Source organism: Streptomyces nitrosporeus (assembly GCF_008704555.1).
Classification (GTDB): Bacteria; Actinomycetota; Actinomycetes; order Streptomycetales; family Streptomycetaceae; genus Streptomyces; species Streptomyces nitrosporeus.
On sequence record NZ_CP023702.1, the window covers coordinates 480,679 to 497,221 of the forward strand.

Annotated in this window: 15 protein-coding genes and 1 riboswitch; of the genes, 1 reads left to right on the forward strand and 14 read right to left on the reverse strand. The window is 71.8% G+C overall.

The genetic code is table 11. From position 1 onward, the window contains the following. Positions 1–230 precede the first annotated feature (230 nt). On the reverse strand, positions 231–1,136 hold the full coding sequence (locus tag CP967_RS02180) for a M23 family metallopeptidase (RefSeq protein ID WP_150486282.1): 906 nt from the start codon (positions 1,134–1,136) through the stop codon (positions 231–233). Positions 1,137–1,138: 2 nt separating this feature from the next. Beyond that, positions 1,139–1,295: riboswitch (cyclic di-AMP (ydaO/yuaA leader) on the reverse strand. Positions 1,296–1,717: 422 nt separating this feature from the next. Between CP967_RS02180 and CP967_RS02185 the strand changes: the two genes are divergently transcribed. Further along, positions 1,718–2,527: a tyrosine-protein phosphatase gene (locus CP967_RS02185; RefSeq protein ID WP_150486283.1), complete on the forward strand. Its 810-nt coding sequence runs from the start codon at positions 1,718–1,720 to the stop codon at positions 2,525–2,527. Between the two features lie 126 nt (positions 2,528–2,653). Here CP967_RS02185 and CP967_RS33825 read toward each other — a convergent pair whose 3' ends face one another. From CP967_RS33825 to CP967_RS02245, 13 genes are all read right to left on the reverse strand, one after another. Continuing rightward, positions 2,654–2,827: a DUF6126 family protein gene (locus CP967_RS33825; protein ID WP_167535312.1), complete on the reverse strand. Its 174-nt coding sequence runs from the start codon at positions 2,825–2,827 to the stop codon at positions 2,654–2,656. Positions 2,828–2,903: 76 nt separating this feature from the next. Beyond that, positions 2,904–3,536 carry a helix-turn-helix domain-containing protein gene (locus CP967_RS02190; protein WP_150486284.1) on the reverse strand — a complete coding sequence of 211 codons (633 nt, stop codon included), beginning with the start codon at positions 3,534–3,536 and terminating at the stop codon, positions 2,904–2,906. A 108-nt stretch (positions 3,537–3,644) separates the two neighbouring features. Next, a complete protein-coding gene (locus CP967_RS02195) occupies positions 3,645–5,042 on the reverse strand; it encodes an aspartate aminotransferase family protein (RefSeq protein ID WP_150486285.1) in 1,398 nt (465 codons plus the stop codon). Positions 5,043–5,159: 117 nt separating this feature from the next. Continuing rightward, positions 5,160–6,179 (reverse strand): adenosyl-hopene transferase HpnH, encoded by a 1,020-nt coding sequence (hpnH, locus tag CP967_RS02200; RefSeq protein WP_150486286.1) that lies wholly within the window; start codon positions 6,177–6,179, stop codon positions 5,160–5,162. 6 nt (positions 6,180–6,185) lie between these two features. Beyond that, positions 6,186–6,836, reverse strand: a complete 651-nt coding sequence (locus CP967_RS02205; RefSeq protein WP_150486287.1) for a phosphorylase family protein — start codon at positions 6,834–6,836, stop codon at positions 6,186–6,188. A 4-nt stretch (positions 6,837–6,840) separates the two neighbouring features. Continuing rightward, the gene (shc, locus tag CP967_RS02210; protein WP_150486288.1) at positions 6,841–8,847 is read right to left on the reverse strand and encodes a squalene--hopene cyclase; all 2,007 of its coding nucleotides are present in this window, start codon (positions 8,845–8,847) and stop codon (positions 6,841–6,843) included. A gap of 104 nt (positions 8,848–8,951) precedes the next feature. Beyond that, entirely contained in the window at positions 8,952–10,055 is a 1,104-nt protein-coding gene (locus tag CP967_RS02215) for a polyprenyl synthetase family protein (RefSeq protein ID WP_150486289.1), read from the reverse strand. Continuing rightward, complete coding sequence (gene hpnE, locus CP967_RS02220) at positions 10,052–11,452, reverse strand: hydroxysqualene dehydroxylase HpnE (protein WP_150486290.1); 1,401 nt, start codon at positions 11,450–11,452, stop codon at positions 10,052–10,054. Before hpnE ends, CP967_RS02215 begins: the two co-directional genes overlap by 4 nt. A gap of 115 nt (positions 11,453–11,567) precedes the next feature. After that, on the reverse strand, positions 11,568–12,509 hold the full coding sequence (hpnD, locus tag CP967_RS02225) for a presqualene diphosphate synthase HpnD (protein ID WP_150486291.1): 942 nt from the start codon (positions 12,507–12,509) through the stop codon (positions 11,568–11,570). Between the two features lie 8 nt (positions 12,510–12,517). Next, complete coding sequence (gene hpnC, locus CP967_RS02230) at positions 12,518–13,429, reverse strand: squalene synthase HpnC (RefSeq protein ID WP_150486292.1); 912 nt, start codon at positions 13,427–13,429, stop codon at positions 12,518–12,520. A gap of 420 nt (positions 13,430–13,849) precedes the next feature. Next, complete coding sequence (locus CP967_RS02235) at positions 13,850–14,635, reverse strand: ABC transporter ATP-binding protein (RefSeq protein WP_150486293.1); 786 nt, start codon at positions 14,633–14,635, stop codon at positions 13,850–13,852. Continuing rightward, positions 14,628–15,557, reverse strand: a complete 930-nt coding sequence (locus CP967_RS02240) for an ABC transporter permease (RefSeq protein WP_150486294.1) — start codon at positions 15,555–15,557, stop codon at positions 14,628–14,630. Before CP967_RS02240 ends, CP967_RS02235 begins: the two co-directional genes overlap by 8 nt. A gap of 108 nt (positions 15,558–15,665) precedes the next feature. Continuing rightward, complete coding sequence (locus tag CP967_RS02245) at positions 15,666–16,538, reverse strand: glycosyltransferase family 2 protein (protein WP_150486295.1); 873 nt, start codon at positions 16,536–16,538, stop codon at positions 15,666–15,668. Positions 16,539–16,543: the final 5 nt, after the last annotated feature.

A 16,543-nucleotide genomic window follows, 5' to 3' on the forward strand; every position in this document is an offset into this window, starting at 1 on the left:
ACCTACGCGACCGTAATAAGGGGTTGACGGGTGGTGACAAAGACCACCCGGTCAGTTTTTGGTAAAGGAGGAATAAGTGGGGCCGGCGAAGGCGCCGCGGCAGGGGCCGCCGTGGGACGGGCTCCCGGGACGGAGGGGTCCGGGAACGGCGGGAGGGGCGGTGCGCCGCCGCGCACCGCCCCTCCCGTCCGGATGGAGCCGTCCCGCCCGTCCCGGCGGGTGAGGCCGTGTCAGATGGAGACGCCGTGCGAACGCAGGTAGGCGATCGGGTCGACGTCCGAGCCGTAGCCCGGGCCGGTGCGGACCTCGAAGTGGAGGTGCGGACCGGTGGAGTTGCCGGTGGAGCCGGAGAGGCCGATCTGCTGGCCGCCGGTCACGCTCTGGCCCGCGGACACGCCGAGCGAGGACAGGTGGGCGTACTGGGAGTACATGCCGTCGCTGTGCTGGATGACGACCTCGTTGCCGTACGAGCCGCTCCAGCCGGCCGAGACGACGGTGCCGTCGCCGATGGCCCGGACGCTGGTGCCGGAGGCCGCCTGGAAGTCGGAGCCGGTGTGGTAGCCGCTGGACCAGCTGGCGCCGGAAGCGCGGTACTGCGTGGTGACGTTGGCGCTCTCCACCGGGGTGGTGAAGCCGGAGCCGCTGCTCTCGGCCGCCGGGGCCTCGGACGCCTCCTCGGCCGGCGCCTTCGCGGTCTGCGCGGCCGGGGTCGCGGGCGCGGTCTCCGCCGCCTTCTCCTCGGTGGCGGACTGCGCGGCGGCCTGGGAAGCCCCGGCCCCGAGGGTCAGCTTCATACCCGGGAAGATCAGACCGGGGTCGTCGCCGACGACGTCCCGGTTGTCCTGGTAGAGCTTCTCCCAGCCGCCCTTGACCTTCTGGTCGGACGCGATCTTCGCCAGGTAGTCGCCCGCGACCACGGAATAGGTCTTCGGGGTGCCGGTCTTCCCGGAGTCCGACGCGGCCGCGGCCTGGTGCGCGGCGGTGGCGCCGGCCGCGGGGGCGGCCTGCTCGGCCGCGAAGGCGCCGGTGGCGCCGATCAGCGGGAGGGCGAGAACGGCGCCGCCGGTCCCGACGGCGAGGACGCCGCGGACGATCGGACCGGACTTGGCACGGCGGTGCTTACCCTGTGCGGGCATGGGGGTTTCCTCTCCGGCGCCTGCGAGGTGAGCTGTCGGGTTCGGGCTGGAGATGCCCGGCCGCGTGGGGACGCGTCTTAACCCCGAGCCGTTCCGGATCGCTCCGGCCGGCGGCTTACCTGGTTCCCCCGCTCCTGCCACACGTGGTGAGTGCGGATTCCGGGCGGCGGCAGGATTAGGCGTTCCGTCCGGATTGACGGTGACCGTAAGCGAGCCGGGACGCCGGGAACAAGCCGCGGATTGCGCAGCGGAATGCGGGCCTCAATTCCGTGCCGGAATTCCGGTCACCCTCCGTGGATCACGGATCTTGGATTTCCGCGCGGGGTACGGAATGTCCACCGCGGATGCCGCCACACACCGTCACGGATATGATCCCGCTCACCCGCCTCCCACCATCTCCCGCACAAGAAGGGCATGTTCTCTTAAATGCACCAATACGGACATGCGGTATTCGGTGATCATTTCTCCGCCGGGATATCCGGCCCTGCGGGCGGGACGATCGCCGGACGCGTCGATGTCGTATCGTCGCGGGCGTGCCCCGTCGGCGAGCGGCGCCGACGCCAGACACCCCAGGAGTCCTTGTGACGCAGCTGCCAGAGGTTCCGCCGGCCGACACCGAGCTGACCGGCGTACGCAACTTCCGCGACGTGGGCGGGCTGCCGACCACGGACGGCCGCAGGGTGCGGTTCGGGCGCCTCTACCGCAGCGGCCACCTGGCGCACGCCACCGGGGCCGACACCGCGTTCCTGGCCTCCCTGGGACTGCACACGGTCTTCGACTTCCGCAACGCGGCCGACCGCAAGCTGGACGGGCACGACGTGGAGCTGCCCGGGGTCCGCAACGTCGGCATCCCGCTCTCCGACCCGGCGGACGGCGCCGAGTTCTGGCGGCTGGTGCGGAACGGGGACATCGGGCAGCTGCGGTCGATCCTGGCGGGGACCAAGGGCAGGGACCGCATGATCGCCTCCTACCGGACGATCATCAAGGACCGCACCGCGGAGCACAGCAGGGTGCTGCACGCACTGGCCGAGGACAGCATCCCTGCGCTGATGCACTGCGCCGCCGGCAAGGACCGCGCCGGCCTGTCGATCGCCGTGACACTGCTGGCCGCCGGGGTGGAGAAGGACGCCATCGAGGCCGACTACCTCAAGTCCGACGACGTGCGCCGCAGGTACCGGGTGCAGCGTGGCGACACGTCGGCGGCGGGCATGTCGGACGAGGTGGCGGAGTTGCTCGACCCGCTCTTCGGCGCGCACCGGGATTACCTCGCCGCGGCCTTCACCACCATCGAGGAGACCTGGGGCGGCACGGAGCGCTATCTGTCCGAGGGGCTGAAGCTGGCTCCGGAGACCCGCGAACGGCTGGTCGAGCGCCTGATAGAGGACGTCTGACACCGGCGGGGCGGCCGGTGCGCCTCGCGGCATCCGCCGCCCGGCTCCCGCCGGAGGCGGGGCACCGGGGTCCGGCGGCCGCCTCCCGGGAGCTCCGGGCGCCCCTTCCGTCCCCGTCCGGGGTTCTCAGCCCTCGCCCGCGACGGTGAACAGCAGGTAGAGGAAGGCCGCGATGACGTGACCGGCCACCAGGTAGGCGAAGAGCCGGATGACGACGCCGCGCGGCATCCTGCGTTCCTGGGTGTCCCGGTTCTTCGGCTTGGCGGGGCTGAGCGGGTCGTAGTGCTCTGAATCGGACATGGCATGTCCTCTCTTCCGCCCGGAGGCCGGAGGGAGACGGAGGGTTCGAGGTGGCCGGAGAGGGCCGGGGGCGCCGTCAGAGACGGTGGGCCCCGTCACCCAGGCACAGTTCCGCCACGGGGCTCTGCAGCAGGGTGTGGACGAAGAGCAGTTGGGCGCCCGCGCGGTCGAGTGCCGAGATCCGGTGCGGGGTGAGGGAGCCGTAGTGCGCGCTGTCCCCGGGATCGAGGTCGTGCAGCGTCTCCCCCAGGACGACCCGCAGCCGCCCCCCGAGGACGTAGAGCCACTCCTCGCCCGGATGTACGCGTACGAGGTCGCCCTGGGTCCCGTGGGGCACATGGACCCGCAGGGCCTGCATCGCGTGGCCGGAGCCGCCCGCCTGCCGGTAGCGCCACCCGTCCGCTCCGTCCGCCGCGGCGGACGGAGCCGCCCCGCCGCCGAGCGGCCCGCCGCGGACGATCGCGTCACGTTCGGGCGGCATCTCGCCGAGGAGCTCGGAGACCGTCGTACCGTAGATCCGGGCGAGCCCGAGCAGCATGGGCAGCGACGGCTGTCTGCGGCCCGTCTCGAGCCGCGAGAGGTGGGCCGGGGAGAGTCCGGCCCGGCGGGCGGCGGTCTCCAGGGTGAGACCCCGGTCGCGGCGCAGCTCCCGCAGGCGGGGGGCGACGCCCGGCACCTCGTCGGGTACCGCTCCTTCAGGGGGGTTCATGCCCTCCATTGAGCCAGCACCTTTCCTCTGAGGCAAATTCCTTACCTCAGGGGCAAATCTTGGGAGGCTTCCGGTGGGCCGGGCCGGCGGACGCGCCGGGCGGCGCCTTCACCGGTTGGCGACGGCCTGCTTCACGAGGGTCCGCCCGAAGTCCCACATCAGTCCGCCCCCGCTGTGCGCGTCGTCCATGACGGCCGTGAAGGCGTTCACGAAGCGGTCGACCTCGGCCTCGCCGATGACCAGGGGCGGAATCAGCTTGATCACTTCCAGGTGGTCGCCGGACACCTGGGTCAGGATGCGGTGCTTCTGCAACAGCGGTACGACGACCATCTGCGCGAACAGCCCCTTGCGGGCGGCCTGGAGCATCGTCCAGCGGCTGCGCAGTTTCAGCGACGAGGGCCTCCCGAACTCGATCCCGATCATCAGCCCCCGGCCGCGTACCTCGTGCAGCAGTTCGTAGCGGTCCACGAGCGCGCCGAGCCGCTCCAGCAGCAGGCCGCCGGTGCGGCGGGCGTTCGCGACGGTCTGCTCGTCCTCCATCACCGCGAGCACCGCGAGGCCGGCCGCCATGGCCTGGGCGTTGGAGCCGAAGCTGGCCGAGTGGACCAGGACCCGGTCCATGGAGGAGTACACCCGTTTGAAGATCCACTCCTTGCCGAGGGTCGCGCCGGCCGGCACGTATCCGCCGGAGAGCGCCTTGGCGACGCAGACCAGATCGGGTTCGACGCCTTCCTCGTGCTGGTAGGCGTAGAAGTCGCCGGTCCGGCCGAGGCCGGTCTGCACCTCGTCGGCGATGAGCAGCGCCTTGTGCCGGCGGAGGAGCTCCTGGGCCTCCCGCAGGAAGCCGGGCGGCGCCGCGTGCACCCCCTTGCCCTGGACCGGTTCGACGATCAGGGCCGCCACGTCGCCGCGCGCGAGTTCGCGCCGCAGGGCGCCGAGGTCGCCGAGCGGGACGGCGGTGTCGGGCAGCAGGGGCGCGAAGCCGTCCCGGAAGCCGTCCTCGCCGTTGACCGAGAGCGAGCCGGTGGTGAGTCCGTGGAAGGCGTGGACGCAGTAGAGGATCCTGGGCCTCCCGGTGGCGTACCGGGCGAACTTGAGCGCCGTCTCGACGGCCTCGGTGCCGCTGTTGCCGAAGAACACCCGCTCCAGGTGGGGGCTGTACGACAGCAGCTTCTCCGCCAGCAGTCCCGGCAGCGGCTGGCAGTCGAAGCGGGTGAGGTCGGCGAGCGAGGCGTCGAGCACGTCGTGCAGCGCCTGCCGTACGACGGGGTGGTGGCGCCCCAGCCCCATGACGCCGAATCCGGCCAGCATGTCGAGGTAGTCGTTGCCCTCGGTGTCCCAGAAGTAGGCGCCCTGGGCCCGTTCGTAGACCTTGTCGAAGCCGATGGTGCGGAGCATGCGCGGCAACTGGTGGTTGAGGTGGCGGGAGTGCAGCTCGTACCGTTCGTCGCCGCGTTCCGCCAGCAGCTTCGCCAGGTCGAAACCGCCCGGCCGGTCGTTCTTCATCTGCCCGTTCTCCTTCGGCATGTCACCCGCCCCGTGTCCTCCCGCCCGCCCCGCCCCGCCCGCCGTCTCCCGGGCGGCGGGGGCCGGAACGGTGCCCGGTCCCCGCCGTCCGTCACCTCAGCGGTTGGAGGCGATGGTGTCGCGCGCCGCCCGCAGGGACTCCTTCAGGGACGCGGTGGTGGCGAGGACGGCCGTCGGCTCGTAGCCGCAGTGCGCCATGCAGTTGGCGCAGCGCGGGTCCTTGCCCCGCCCGTAGGCCTCCCAGTCGGTCTTCTCGACGAGTTCCCGGTAGGTGGGGACGTAGCCGTCGCTCATCAGGTAGCAGGGGCGCTGCCAGCCGAAGAGGGAGTAGTTGGGAATCGCCCAGGCCGTGCACGGGAAATCGGCCTTGCCTTCCAGGAAGTCCAGGAAGAGCGGGGAGTGGTTGAGCCGCCAGCGGGCCCGGTTGCCGCCCGAGAACGCCTTCCTGAAGAGTTCGCGGGTCTGCTCGACGCCCAGGAAGTGCTCCTGGTCGGGCGCCTTCTCGTAGGCGTAGGCGGGCGAGATCATCATCTCGTCGACCTTCAGCTCGTCGTTGAGGTAGTCGAGGACCTCGATGACGGTCTGCGGGGTGTCGGTGTTGAAGAAGGTGGAGTTGGTGGTGACCCGGAAGCCGCGCCGTTTGGCCTCCTTCATCGCCTCCACCGCCTCGTCGAAGACGCCTTCCTTGGCGACGGACTCGTCGTGCCTCTCGCGCAGCCCGTCGATGTGCACGGCGAAGGCGAAGTAGGGCGAGGGTGTGAACCTGTCCAGCTTCTTGCGCATCAGCATGGCATTGGTGCAGAGGAAGACGTACTTCTTCTTCGCCACCAACTGGCGCACGATTTCGTCGATCTGAGGGTGCATCAGCGGTTCGCCGCCGGCGATCGACACCATCGGGGCACCTGATTCGAGCACCGCCCCGACCGCCTGCGCGACCGGCATGCGCTGCTTGAGCACACCGGCCGGGTGCTGGATCTTCCCGCAGCCCTCGCACGCCAGATTGCAGGCGAACAAGGGCTCCAGCTCGACGATCAGCGGAAACTTGTCCCGCTTGCGGAGCTTCTGTTCGAAGAGATACGTCGCAACCTTGATGGACTGACGGAGCGGCATGGCCATCTGGGCTCACCTCCTGGGGAGCAGCAAAGATCGGTGCCATTCATGAAAAGCCGGAAGGACAGCACGGAGGACACGGAATGCCGATATTCCACCGCGTACCGTGCCGATACGGACGAGCTCATGCTCCGGGGCGTCGACGACCACCCGTACGGCCGCAACCGGACGCGGCCCGGTCCGTACGGCGGTGCGGAGGGTCGCGGCGGACTCCATGTCCACCGCGACGGCGCCGGTGGCCCGCAGCCCGGTGCGTTCGGCGCCCCGGACGACGTGGTCGGAGCCGGCCAGCGGGCCGGTGTGGACGGTGCGCCCGGGCACCGCCCTGACGAGGGCGTCGACCAGTACGCCGGTACCGGCACAGGGGGTGGTGCCGCCGTGGTCGCGGGTCTCCTCGGCCACCACCAGGTCCCCGGGGTGCATCCCCGGGCCGAGGCCCGCGCAGAAGCCGGAGGCCAGGACGGCCGCGTTGCGGGACCCGTCCCGGCCGAGCGCCCACCGCACGGCGCTCTCGGCGGCCCGGGGCCCCATGCCGGTACGGATGACGGTGACCGGCCCCGAGGCGCCGCCCGCCCTGCCGGTGCGCAGGGCGAACAGCTCGATGCCCAGCGCGCAGGCGATCACCAGGGGCGGGACGGGCGGCGGCCTTCGGGGATCGCCCATGGCCTCACGCCTCCTTGCCGGCGGCCGCGGCCGTGCGGAGGGCGGACGGTTCGCCGTGGACGAAGCGTCCGAGGGCGGTCAGGGGGAAGACCTGCCGGTAGAGGTGGTAGTTGATGGAGAAGTCCCAGGGGAAGCCGGTCCCGGTGAAGTACGGCTCGTCCCAGGAGCCGTCCGGCTGCTGGGTCTCGGTCAGCCAGGTCACGCCTCTCCGTACGGACCTGCTCCCGCGTTCCCCGGCGGCGAGCAGCGCGAGAAGTGCCCAGGCCGTCTGCGAGGCGGTCGAGGCGCCGTGGCCGATCCACTTCTCCTCCACGTAGGACCGCAGGTCCTCGCCCCAGCCGCCGTCGTCGTTCTGGACGGACTCCAGCCAGGTGACGGCCCTGCGGACCGCGGGGTGGCCGGCGGGCAGCCCGGCGGCGACCAGGGCGGGCACCACCGAGCCGGTACCGTAGATGTAGTTGACGCCCCAGCGGCCGAACCAGGCTCCGCTCTCCTCCTGTTCGGCGAGCAGCCAGTCGATGCCCCGCCGGGTGGCGGGGTCACCGGCGCGGCCCTCGACGGCGAGCATCTCCACCACATGGGCGGTGACGTCGGCGGACGGCGGGTCGATGACCTCGCCGAAGTCGCAGAACGGCAGCCGGTTGGGGAAGGGGCTTGTGTTGTCGGCGTCGAAGGCGCCCCAGGCGCCGTTGCGGGACTGCATGCCGAGGTTCCAGCGGACGCCGCGTTCGATGGCGGCGTCGACCCGGGCCTGGTCGGGATGGCGGACCCGGCGCAGGGCCAGGACCACCTCGGCGGTGTCGTCGATGTCCGGGTAGTTGTCGTTGTGGAACTCGAACGCCCAGCCGCCCGGCGCCAGCCGGGGTCTGCGTACGGCCCAGTCACCGGGCCGTACGATCTCCTCGCCCAGCATCCAGTCCGCCGCGCGTACCAGGGCGGGGTGGTCGGGGGCCACCCCGGCGTCGGCCAGCGCGATGGTCGCGAGGCAGGTGTCCCAGACGGGTGACTGGCACGCCTCGATCATGCGGGAGCCGTCCTCGCGCCAGACGGCGAAGCGGTCCAGCGAGGCGAGCCCGGCCCGCATCACGGGGTGCCCGAGGTCGTAGCCGAGCAGGTGGAGGGCGATGACCGAGTAGACGGCGGGCGGCTGGATCCCGCCCCAGCAGCCGTCGTTCTCCTGCCGCTCGATGATCCACCGGGCCGCCTCGTTCATCGCCGCCCGCCTGAGCCGGCCCGGTGCGATCCGGTGGTAGGCGTGCAGGGCCTTGTCCAGGCGCTGGAAGAGACCGTCCCAGCTGGCCGCGGGTGCCATGGGCCGGGGCGGGTTCGGCCGCGTGGCGTCGGTGTGCAGTTCGTCGAGGGCGAAGGGCGCGGGGCGCACGGGCCGCTTCGCGGAGACGACGGTCAGCGGGACGATGGTCTGGCGCGCCCAGCATCCGAAGTCGTAGATGTTCAGCGGGACCCACGAGGGGAGGAACATCAGCTCGGGCGGGAGTTCCGGGAGGTCGTCCCACTTCCACCAGCCGAAGAGCGCCAGCCAGATCCGGGTGAAGACCCGGGAGGCGGCGATCCCGCCCTGTTCCCTGACCCAGCCCGCGGCCCGGCGCATGTGCGGGTCGTCCGGCCGGTCCCCCGCGAGGCGCAGTGCGACGTACGCCTCGATGGTGGCGGAGAGGTCGGGGGGGCCTTCGTAGAAGGTGTTCCAGGTGCCGTCGCCCATCTGTTCGCCCCGGATGAAGCGGGCGGCGGCCTGGACGGTGGCCGGGTCCTGGATGCCCAGGAACTGACGGAGCAGCAGGTCCTCGGCGTCCATCGTGACGTTGGTGGCGAGGTCCCCCTTCCACCAGCCCTCGCCGTCCTGCCTGCCGAGGAGGTGCTCCACCGAGCGCCCGGCGGCCTGTCGTGCGGCGGCCAGCACGTCGTCCGCCGTGATGGTGGTCTGTTCGGCCGTGGCGCCGGGGACCCCGCGAAGGTCGGTGGCCCCGGTGCCCGGGTCGGTCGTCGCTGTCATGGCTTCCCCTTCGTGCAGTTGGTCCTCTGCTGTGCTGGGGTCTCCGTCGGCGGGCACCCCCGAGGGGGCGCCCGCCGGCGACGCGCGTCATATCTGAATGGTCATCATCTCTTTCGTACGACGACGAAGTCGGCGAGCGCCGTGAGCTGCGCCCGCACCCGTTCCGGCATGTCGACGGCGTGCAGGGCCCCGAGGGCCACCGCGTGCTGGCGACGGGCTTCCTGAGCGGTCCACTCGCGGCCGCCCGCCTCCTCGATGAGTGCCGCGCGGGCGGCGAACTCCTCTTCGGAGAAGCTGTCGAAGTCGCTGCTCTTCGCGTCGGCGGACAGCAGGTCGCCGAGGCGTTCGGAGGCCGGTCCGCCCGCGGCGAGCGCGGCGACGACCGGCAGGGACTTCTTGCGCTGGCGCAGATCGCTCCAGGTCTGCTTGCCCGTGGACCCCGGGTCGCCCCAGATGCCCAGCAGGTCGTCGACGGCCTGGAAGGCGAGGCCCAGATGGTAGCCGTACGACTCCAGGGTGTCGGCCGTGCGGTCGTCGGCCCCGCCGAGCACCGCGCCGATGGAGACCGCGCAGGCCAGCAGGGCGCCGGTCTTGTTGCCCTCCATCTCCAGGCACTCCTCGACGGTGACCCGTTCGCGGTGCTCGTAGGAGATGTCCTGGGCCTGCCCGTCGATGAGCTTGCGGGTGGCGGTGGTGAGCCGTCGGGCCGCGCGGCCCGCCTCGACGGTGCCGAGCTCCAGCAGGATCTCGTTGGCCAGCGCGAAGAGCGCGTCGCCGACGAGGATCGCCTGGGCCGGGCCGTGCACCTTCCACACGGTGTCGCGGTGGCGGCGCTGCTCGTCGCCGTCCATCAGGTCGTCGTGCAGCAGCGAGAAGTTGTGCACGAGTTCGACGGCGACCGCGCCGGGGATCCCGGCCTCGGCCGGGGCGCCCGCCGCCTCGGCGGACAGCAGTGCCAGCGCGGGACGTACGGCCTTGCCCCCGTCGCCGTCCGCCGGGCGGCCGTCGGCGTCGATCCAGCCGAAGTGGTAGGCGGCGACGGTGTCCATGGGCTGCGCCAGCCGGTCCACCGCGGCTCGCAGCACCGGCGCTGACAGGGCCCTGCCGCGCTCCAGAAGCGCGGTGACGTCCGTGGTTTCCGCCACGGTGTCGAAAGCCGGGTTCGCCGGGGTCACAGACTCTCCTCTTGTTCCGGTGGTACTGCTCATGCCGCCTCCTGCAGCGGATGTCGGTGGGGCCGGCCGAGAGCGTGGAGCGCGGCGTCCGCGGCGGCGAAGCCACTGCGGACGGCACCCTCCATCGTGGCGGGCCAGCCGGTGGCGGTCCACGCCCCCGCCAGGTGGATCCCCGGCGCCCGGGTCCCGGGTCCGGGCCGCAGGCGCCCCACCCCCGGGGCGGGCGCGAAGGTCGCGGTCCGCTCGCGGGTGACGAAGAAATCGCGGATGCCCGCGCCCCGGGCGGCCGGAAGCAGCCGCTCCAGTTCGGGCAGGTACCGTGCGCGCAGTTCGGCGACCGGCAGGTCGATCTCGTCCTGGACCGCGGACTGCGAGACGGCGAGGTACTGGCCGCCGCCCTGGAGTCCGGAGGACTCCGTACGGTCGAAGACCCACTGGACGGGCGAGCCGATCGCGGCGAAGAAGGGCCTGCGCAGCACGGTGCGGTCGTAGACCACGTGGACGTTCAGGATCGGGGAGTCGGTCAGCTCCAGCAGCCGGCCGGGGTTGTCGATCGCGCCCGCCGGCAGCAGGTCGTGCGCCTGGCCCTGCGGTACGGCGAGGACGACGGTGTCCGCCCTCAGCGGCCCGCCGTCCGCGCCGACGGTCCACCCGCCGCCCTCGGCGCGGGTGAGGGAGGAGACCTTGCTGCGCAGCCCGATGCTCACGCCCGCGGACTCCAGGGCCTTGCGGGCGAGGGTGTCGTGGAGCTCGCCGAGCGGTACACCCGCCCAGCCGATGTCGGCGGCGCCGGGGTCGGAGAGCAGTCCGGTCCTGAACACCTTGGCGGCGAGCGCCATGGACGCCTGCGGTGCTCTGGCGTTGAGCGTGGCCACGCCGACGAGGTCCCAGAGGGCTTCGACGGCACGCCGCGACTGCCCGTTCCGGCGGAGCCAGGTCGCGAAGTCGATGGTGTCCAGGGCGGGGTCGGCCGGGTCGAGGCGGCCCAGCGCCAGCGCGGCGCGGGCGACGCCCGCCTTCTCGGCGAGCGACAGGTGGGGGTAGCCGGCGAGGCCCTGGGCCAGGTGCAGCGGGACGGGCAGCCCGGTGCGGCGCAGCCGTCCCAGCCGCGGCCCGCCGGGGCGTCCCACGTCGAGGACGGGCACGTCGAGGCGGTCCTGCAGGGGGGCCAGCCTGGTGCCTTCGATCCGGTCGAGGAACCAGCGGTAGGCGGTGCAGCAGCGCAGGTAGACGTGCTGGCCGTTGTCGACCCACAGATCGCCCCGGCGGAAGGAGAAGGCGAGCCCGCCGAGCCGGGGACGGCCTTCGAGCAGGGTCACGTCGAGACCGGCGTCGGCGAGCCGGAGCGCGCTGGTCACCCCGGCGAGCCCGCCGCCGACGACCACCGCCGTCGCCGGTGCGGCCGTCGGGTGGGGATCCCGGCCCGTCATCCGTTCGCCTTTCGCCGTGCCGTCGCGGTCAAGGACGCGCGGGAGGGACGGGGGGTTGCCCGTCCGGTGCGGGTCGCCGTCCCGCCGTGCGGCGGGCGGCCCGTCGTGGCCGTCATCAGGCGCGCCCCCTGACCGTGCGGCGCGCGATGTGCCGCGCGTCGAGGCCCGAGAGGCCGCGTACCGCGACGTAGGCCTTCTCGTGTCCGGGCAGCGAGACCCTGCCGCGCAGGACGGCCCCGGGGTCCCGCTCGATGCGGTCGAGGAGGCGGCGGTAGATGCCGGCCATGGCGGCCACGCAGGCGCCGCTGCGCCGGTCGAGCATCGGCAGCAGCCGGTAGCCCTCGGCGAAGAGCGCCCGCGCGCGCCGTACCTCGTAGTGGACCAGGCCCTCGAAGTCGGAGCCGGGCGGCGGGGCGGCCCGGTGGAAGCCTTCGGAGCAGCCGAACTTGGCGAGGTCGTCGGCGGGCAGGTAGGTGCGGCCGTTGGCCGCGTCCTCCCGGACGTCACGCAGGATGTTGGTGAGCTGGAGGGCGAGGCCGAGGGTGTCGGCGTACTCGGCCGCGCGGTCGGCGCCGGGCACCCCGGGCTGGGTCCCGAAGACCCCGAGGCTGAGGCGTCCGATGGCTCCCGCGACGCACCGGCAGTAGGTCCTCAGGTCGTCCCAGGTCTCGTAGTGCTCGCCGTGCACGTCCATCAGGACGCCGTCGATCAGTTCGTCGAGGCCGCCCAGCGGCAACGGGAACCTGCGGGCGGCGTCGGCGAGCGCGACGGCCACCGGGTCGGTGTCGTCCTCCTCCACATCGCCCTTCCTGATCCGGTCCAGGAGTGCGCGGGTGTCCTCCAGGCGGGCCTTCTTGGTCTCCGGTCCGAGCGCACCGTCCCCGATGTCGTCGACCCGACGGGAGAAGGCGTACAGGGCCGACATGGCCTGCCGCTTCGTGTACGGCAGGAGCCTGATGCCGTACGCGAAGTTGCGGGCCTGCTGTCCGGTGACCGCCTCGCAGTAGCTGTACGCGGCCTGTACCGGTGCCGACGTGTACGTCGTCTGTCCCTCCACGGTCCGGCTCACCTCTCTCTGTGGGCTCTTCGCAGGACTGCTCCCACCTCACGCAGCAGACGGGGTGCGGTGGGCTTCGGCGGTCCGGGCAGTACGTCGTGTCCGGCGGCGGTGACGGCGGCGAGGGCGGCACGGCCGCCGCCGACGAACCCGGCGAGCAGCAGCCTCAGCCTGCCGTCGACACTGCCCACCAGGGCGGTGCCCTCGGCCAGCAGCGCGTGGGCGCGCTGCGCCTCGAACGCGATCAGGGCCCGCACCGAGGCGCCGGCGGACGCCTGGGCGAGGTCGTCCTCGGCCACGTGGAAGCGGGCCATGTCCTCGGCGGGGAGATAGATCCGGTCCCGGGCCAGGTCCTCGGCGACGTCCTGCAGGTGCTCGACGATCTGCAGGGCGGTGCAGACGGCGTCGGAGCGGCGGACGCGCTCGGGGCTCGTCGTGCCGGTGATGGCCAGGACGAGGCGGCCCACGGGGTTGGCGGAGAGCTCGCAGTAGGCCTGGAGCTCCTCGTAGGTGCCGTAGCGGCGGACCTTCTGGTCCTGCCGGTTGGCCTCGACGAGCGCGAGGAAGGGGTCGGGGGTGAGCGCGCGGCGCCGCACGGTGGGGCGCAGCGCGCGCAGCAGGGGGTGGTGCGGGCCGTCGCCGGCGGTGGCGAAGACCCGGTGCAGGTCGGTCTCGAAGGCGTCCAGCACGGCGAGCCGGTCGTCGGCCTGCGCGGGGTCCACGCCGAGGTGGCGGGCGTCGGCTCCGCCGGGTGCGAGGTCTCCGTCGCCGATGTCGTCGACGAGGCGGGCGAAGCCGTACACGGCCATCAGGTCGTCGCGCCAGGCGCGGGGCAGGAAGAACGGGGCCACGGGGAAGTTCTCGTCCGCGGCTTTGTCGAGGGTGGCGGCGCCGGTGCGCGCCCGCGGGACACGGGTCACCGCTGGCCGCCCGACGCGGGGACGGCGAAACCACGTCGGAGCTGGAGATTTCCCATCATTGCCGTCATATCTCCCGTTCTACACTGCCGACCCAAAACATCCCTTTTCGGACACGCCGCTCGTTCTCTCCTGTGCGACCGCATCGGCGATCGACGCACCGGGGGGCGCGTATTACCACGAATGGCCACGAATCAGCACCGGTACAGCTTACGTTGTACACCTCGTACGGCCGCGCCCGGGGGCGGTACGCCCGGGTGCGGGAGCGCGCGTCCCGTCCACCTTCCCCGCAGGCAAGGTGGTTGGCGTCATCCGCCGGAAGGAGATACCCCCGCGGCACTGCCGCCCGTGGTGTACACCGCACGCATGCGGTGGCCCCCGCCGCGTCACCCGGCGGGGGCCACGGGAGCGGGGGTACCGCGGTTACTTGCCCGTCTCCCGCTCGTATGCCTTGAGGACCTCGTCGGTGGGGCCGTCCATCAGGAGTTCGCCCTTCTCCAGCCACAGCACCCGGTCGCAGGTGTCCCGGATCGTCTTGTTGTTGTGGCTGACGAGGAAGACCGTGCCGGCCTCCTTGCGCAGCTCCCGGATCCGCTCCTCGGAGCGCACCCGGAACTTGCGGTCACCGGTGGCCAGGGCCTCGTCGATCATGAGGACGTCGTGGTTCTTGGCGGCCGCGATCGAGAAGCGCAGCCGCGCGGCCATACCGGAGGAGTACGTCCGCATCGGCAGGGTGATGAAGTCGCCCTTCTCGTTGATTCCGGAGAAGTCCACGATGCCCTGGTAGCGGTCACGGATCTCCTCACGGCTCATGCCCATCGCGAGCCCGCCGAGAACGACGTTGCGCTCCCCGGTCAGGTCGCTCATCAGGGCCGCGTTGACGCCCAGCAGGGAGGGCTGGCCGTCGGTGTAGACCTTGCCGCTCTCGGTGGGCAGCAGACCGGCGATGGCCCGCAGCAGGGTGGACTTCCCGGACCCGTTGGTGCCGATCAGCCCGATCGCCTGGCCCCGGTAGGCCGTGAAGGAGACCCCGCGCACCGCGTGCACCTTGCGGACGCCGCGCGGTTCGCCCTTGCCGCGGCGCAGGATCCTGCTCAGGGCCGCGGTGGCGCTGCCCTTGCCGCCGCCCGTCCCGTTGACCCGGTACACGATGTGCACGTCGTCGGCGATCACGGTGGGCACGTGCCCCTTGGACGTTTCCTCAGCCACGGCCGTACCGTTCCTCTGCCTTCCAGAAGTACACGAAGCCCACGACACCCACGACGAGCGCCCAGGCCAGGGCGACGGCCCACACGTGGTCCGGCAGGTTCTCCGAGCCGTAGCCGTCGATCAGGGCGAAGCGGACCAGGTCCATGTAGACCGCCGCGGGGTTGTACTGCAGTACGTCGGCGATCCACCGGGGCTTGTCCGCCAGCATCACCGGGATGGAGAACATCACGCCGGAGGCGTACATCCAGGTACGCATGATGAACGGCATCAGCTGCGCCAGGTCGGGGGTCTTGCTTCCGGCCCTGGCCATGATCAGCGCCAGCCCGCTGTTGAACAGGAACTGCAGCGCCAGCGCGGGGATCACCAGGAGCCAGGAGAGCGTCGGGTAGCTGCCGAAGCCCACCGCGACCGCCAGCAGGACGATCATCGAGAACATCAGCTGCTGGAGCTGCTGGAGCGAGAAGGAGATCGGCAGCGAGGCGCGCGGGAAGTGCAGGGCGCGGACCAGGCCGAGGTTGCCGGAGATCGACTTCACCCCGGCCATGACCGAGCTCTGGGTGAAGGTGAAGACGAAGACACCCGTCACCAGGAAGGGGATGAAGACGTCCTGGGTCATGCCCTTCCTGGTCCCGAGGATCAGACCGAAGATCAGGAAGTAGACCAGGGCGTTCAGCAGCGGGGTGACCACCTGCCAGACCTGGCCCAGTTTCGCCTGGCTGTACTGGGCGGTCAGCTTGGCGCGGGAGAAGGCCAGGATGAAGTGCCGGCGGCTCCAGAGCTGTCCGATGTACTCGAACAGTCCGGGCCTGGCACCGCTCACGGCCAGGCCGTACTTGTCGGCCAGCTGGGACGCGCTCAGCCCTTCGTCGGCGGACGGGGGGGTGCCGAGCGCGAGCCCGCCGTCATGGGTCGTGTCACTCACAAGTCAGAACTCTCGTCTTCACAGTGCGCAGCGGGAGCGGGCGCGGCCAGGGCGGACAGGGGTCCCCGTACATATGTCTACAGCTCATGCTCTCAGAGGGAGAGCCTCTCAGATGACGGGTGGCCGGCCCAGTCTGGTCAGCCGCCACACCGTACGCCACCGCATGGGGCGCCGGGGCCCGCAGGGCTTGGTCCAGCCCTCCCGGAAGCCGCCGAACCACGCCTTGAGCGCGGGGCGGGAGGGCCTGCGCACCAGGGTGAGCAGCAGCCAGACCCCGACGTAGACGGGGACCAGGATCGCGGGGAGGTTCCGGCGGGCCAGCCAGACCCGGTTGCGGGCCACCATGCGGTGGTAGACCGCGTGCCGGGAGGGGGCGGTGGTGGGGTGGTTGAGCACCATGTCGGCGCGGTAGTCGATCAGCCAGCCGGCGTCCAGGGCGCGCCAGGCGAGGTCGGTCTCCTCGTGCGCGTAGAAGAAGTCGTCGGGGAGCGGGCCGACCTCGGCGATCACCCGGGTACGGACCGCGTTGGCTCCGCCGAGGAAGGTGGTGACCCTGGAGGAGCGCATCGGGTCGGAGGCCCGCAGCCGCGGCACGTGCCGCCGCTGGGTGACCCCGGTGTCGGGATCGGCGATCCGGAAGGTGATGATGCCCAGTTCCGGGTCGGCGGCGAAGGCCTGCCGGCAGAGCTCGGCGGTGTCCGTCTTCGGCAGCAGCCCGTCGTCGTCGAGGAAGAGCAGCGCGTCCACGTCGGAACCGGCCGGGCCGAATGCCTCGATGCCGACGTTCCGGCCGCCGGGGATGCCGAGGTTCTCGGGCAGTTCCACGGTCCGTACGCCCGCGGGGACGTCCGGTACCGGGGCGCCGTTGCCCACGACGACCACCTCGATCCGGTCGCCCTCCTGCCGGGCGACCGAGTCGAGCAGGGCACGCAGTTCGTCAGGGCGGTTGCCCATGGTGATGATGACCGCGCCGAGTTTCATGGGGG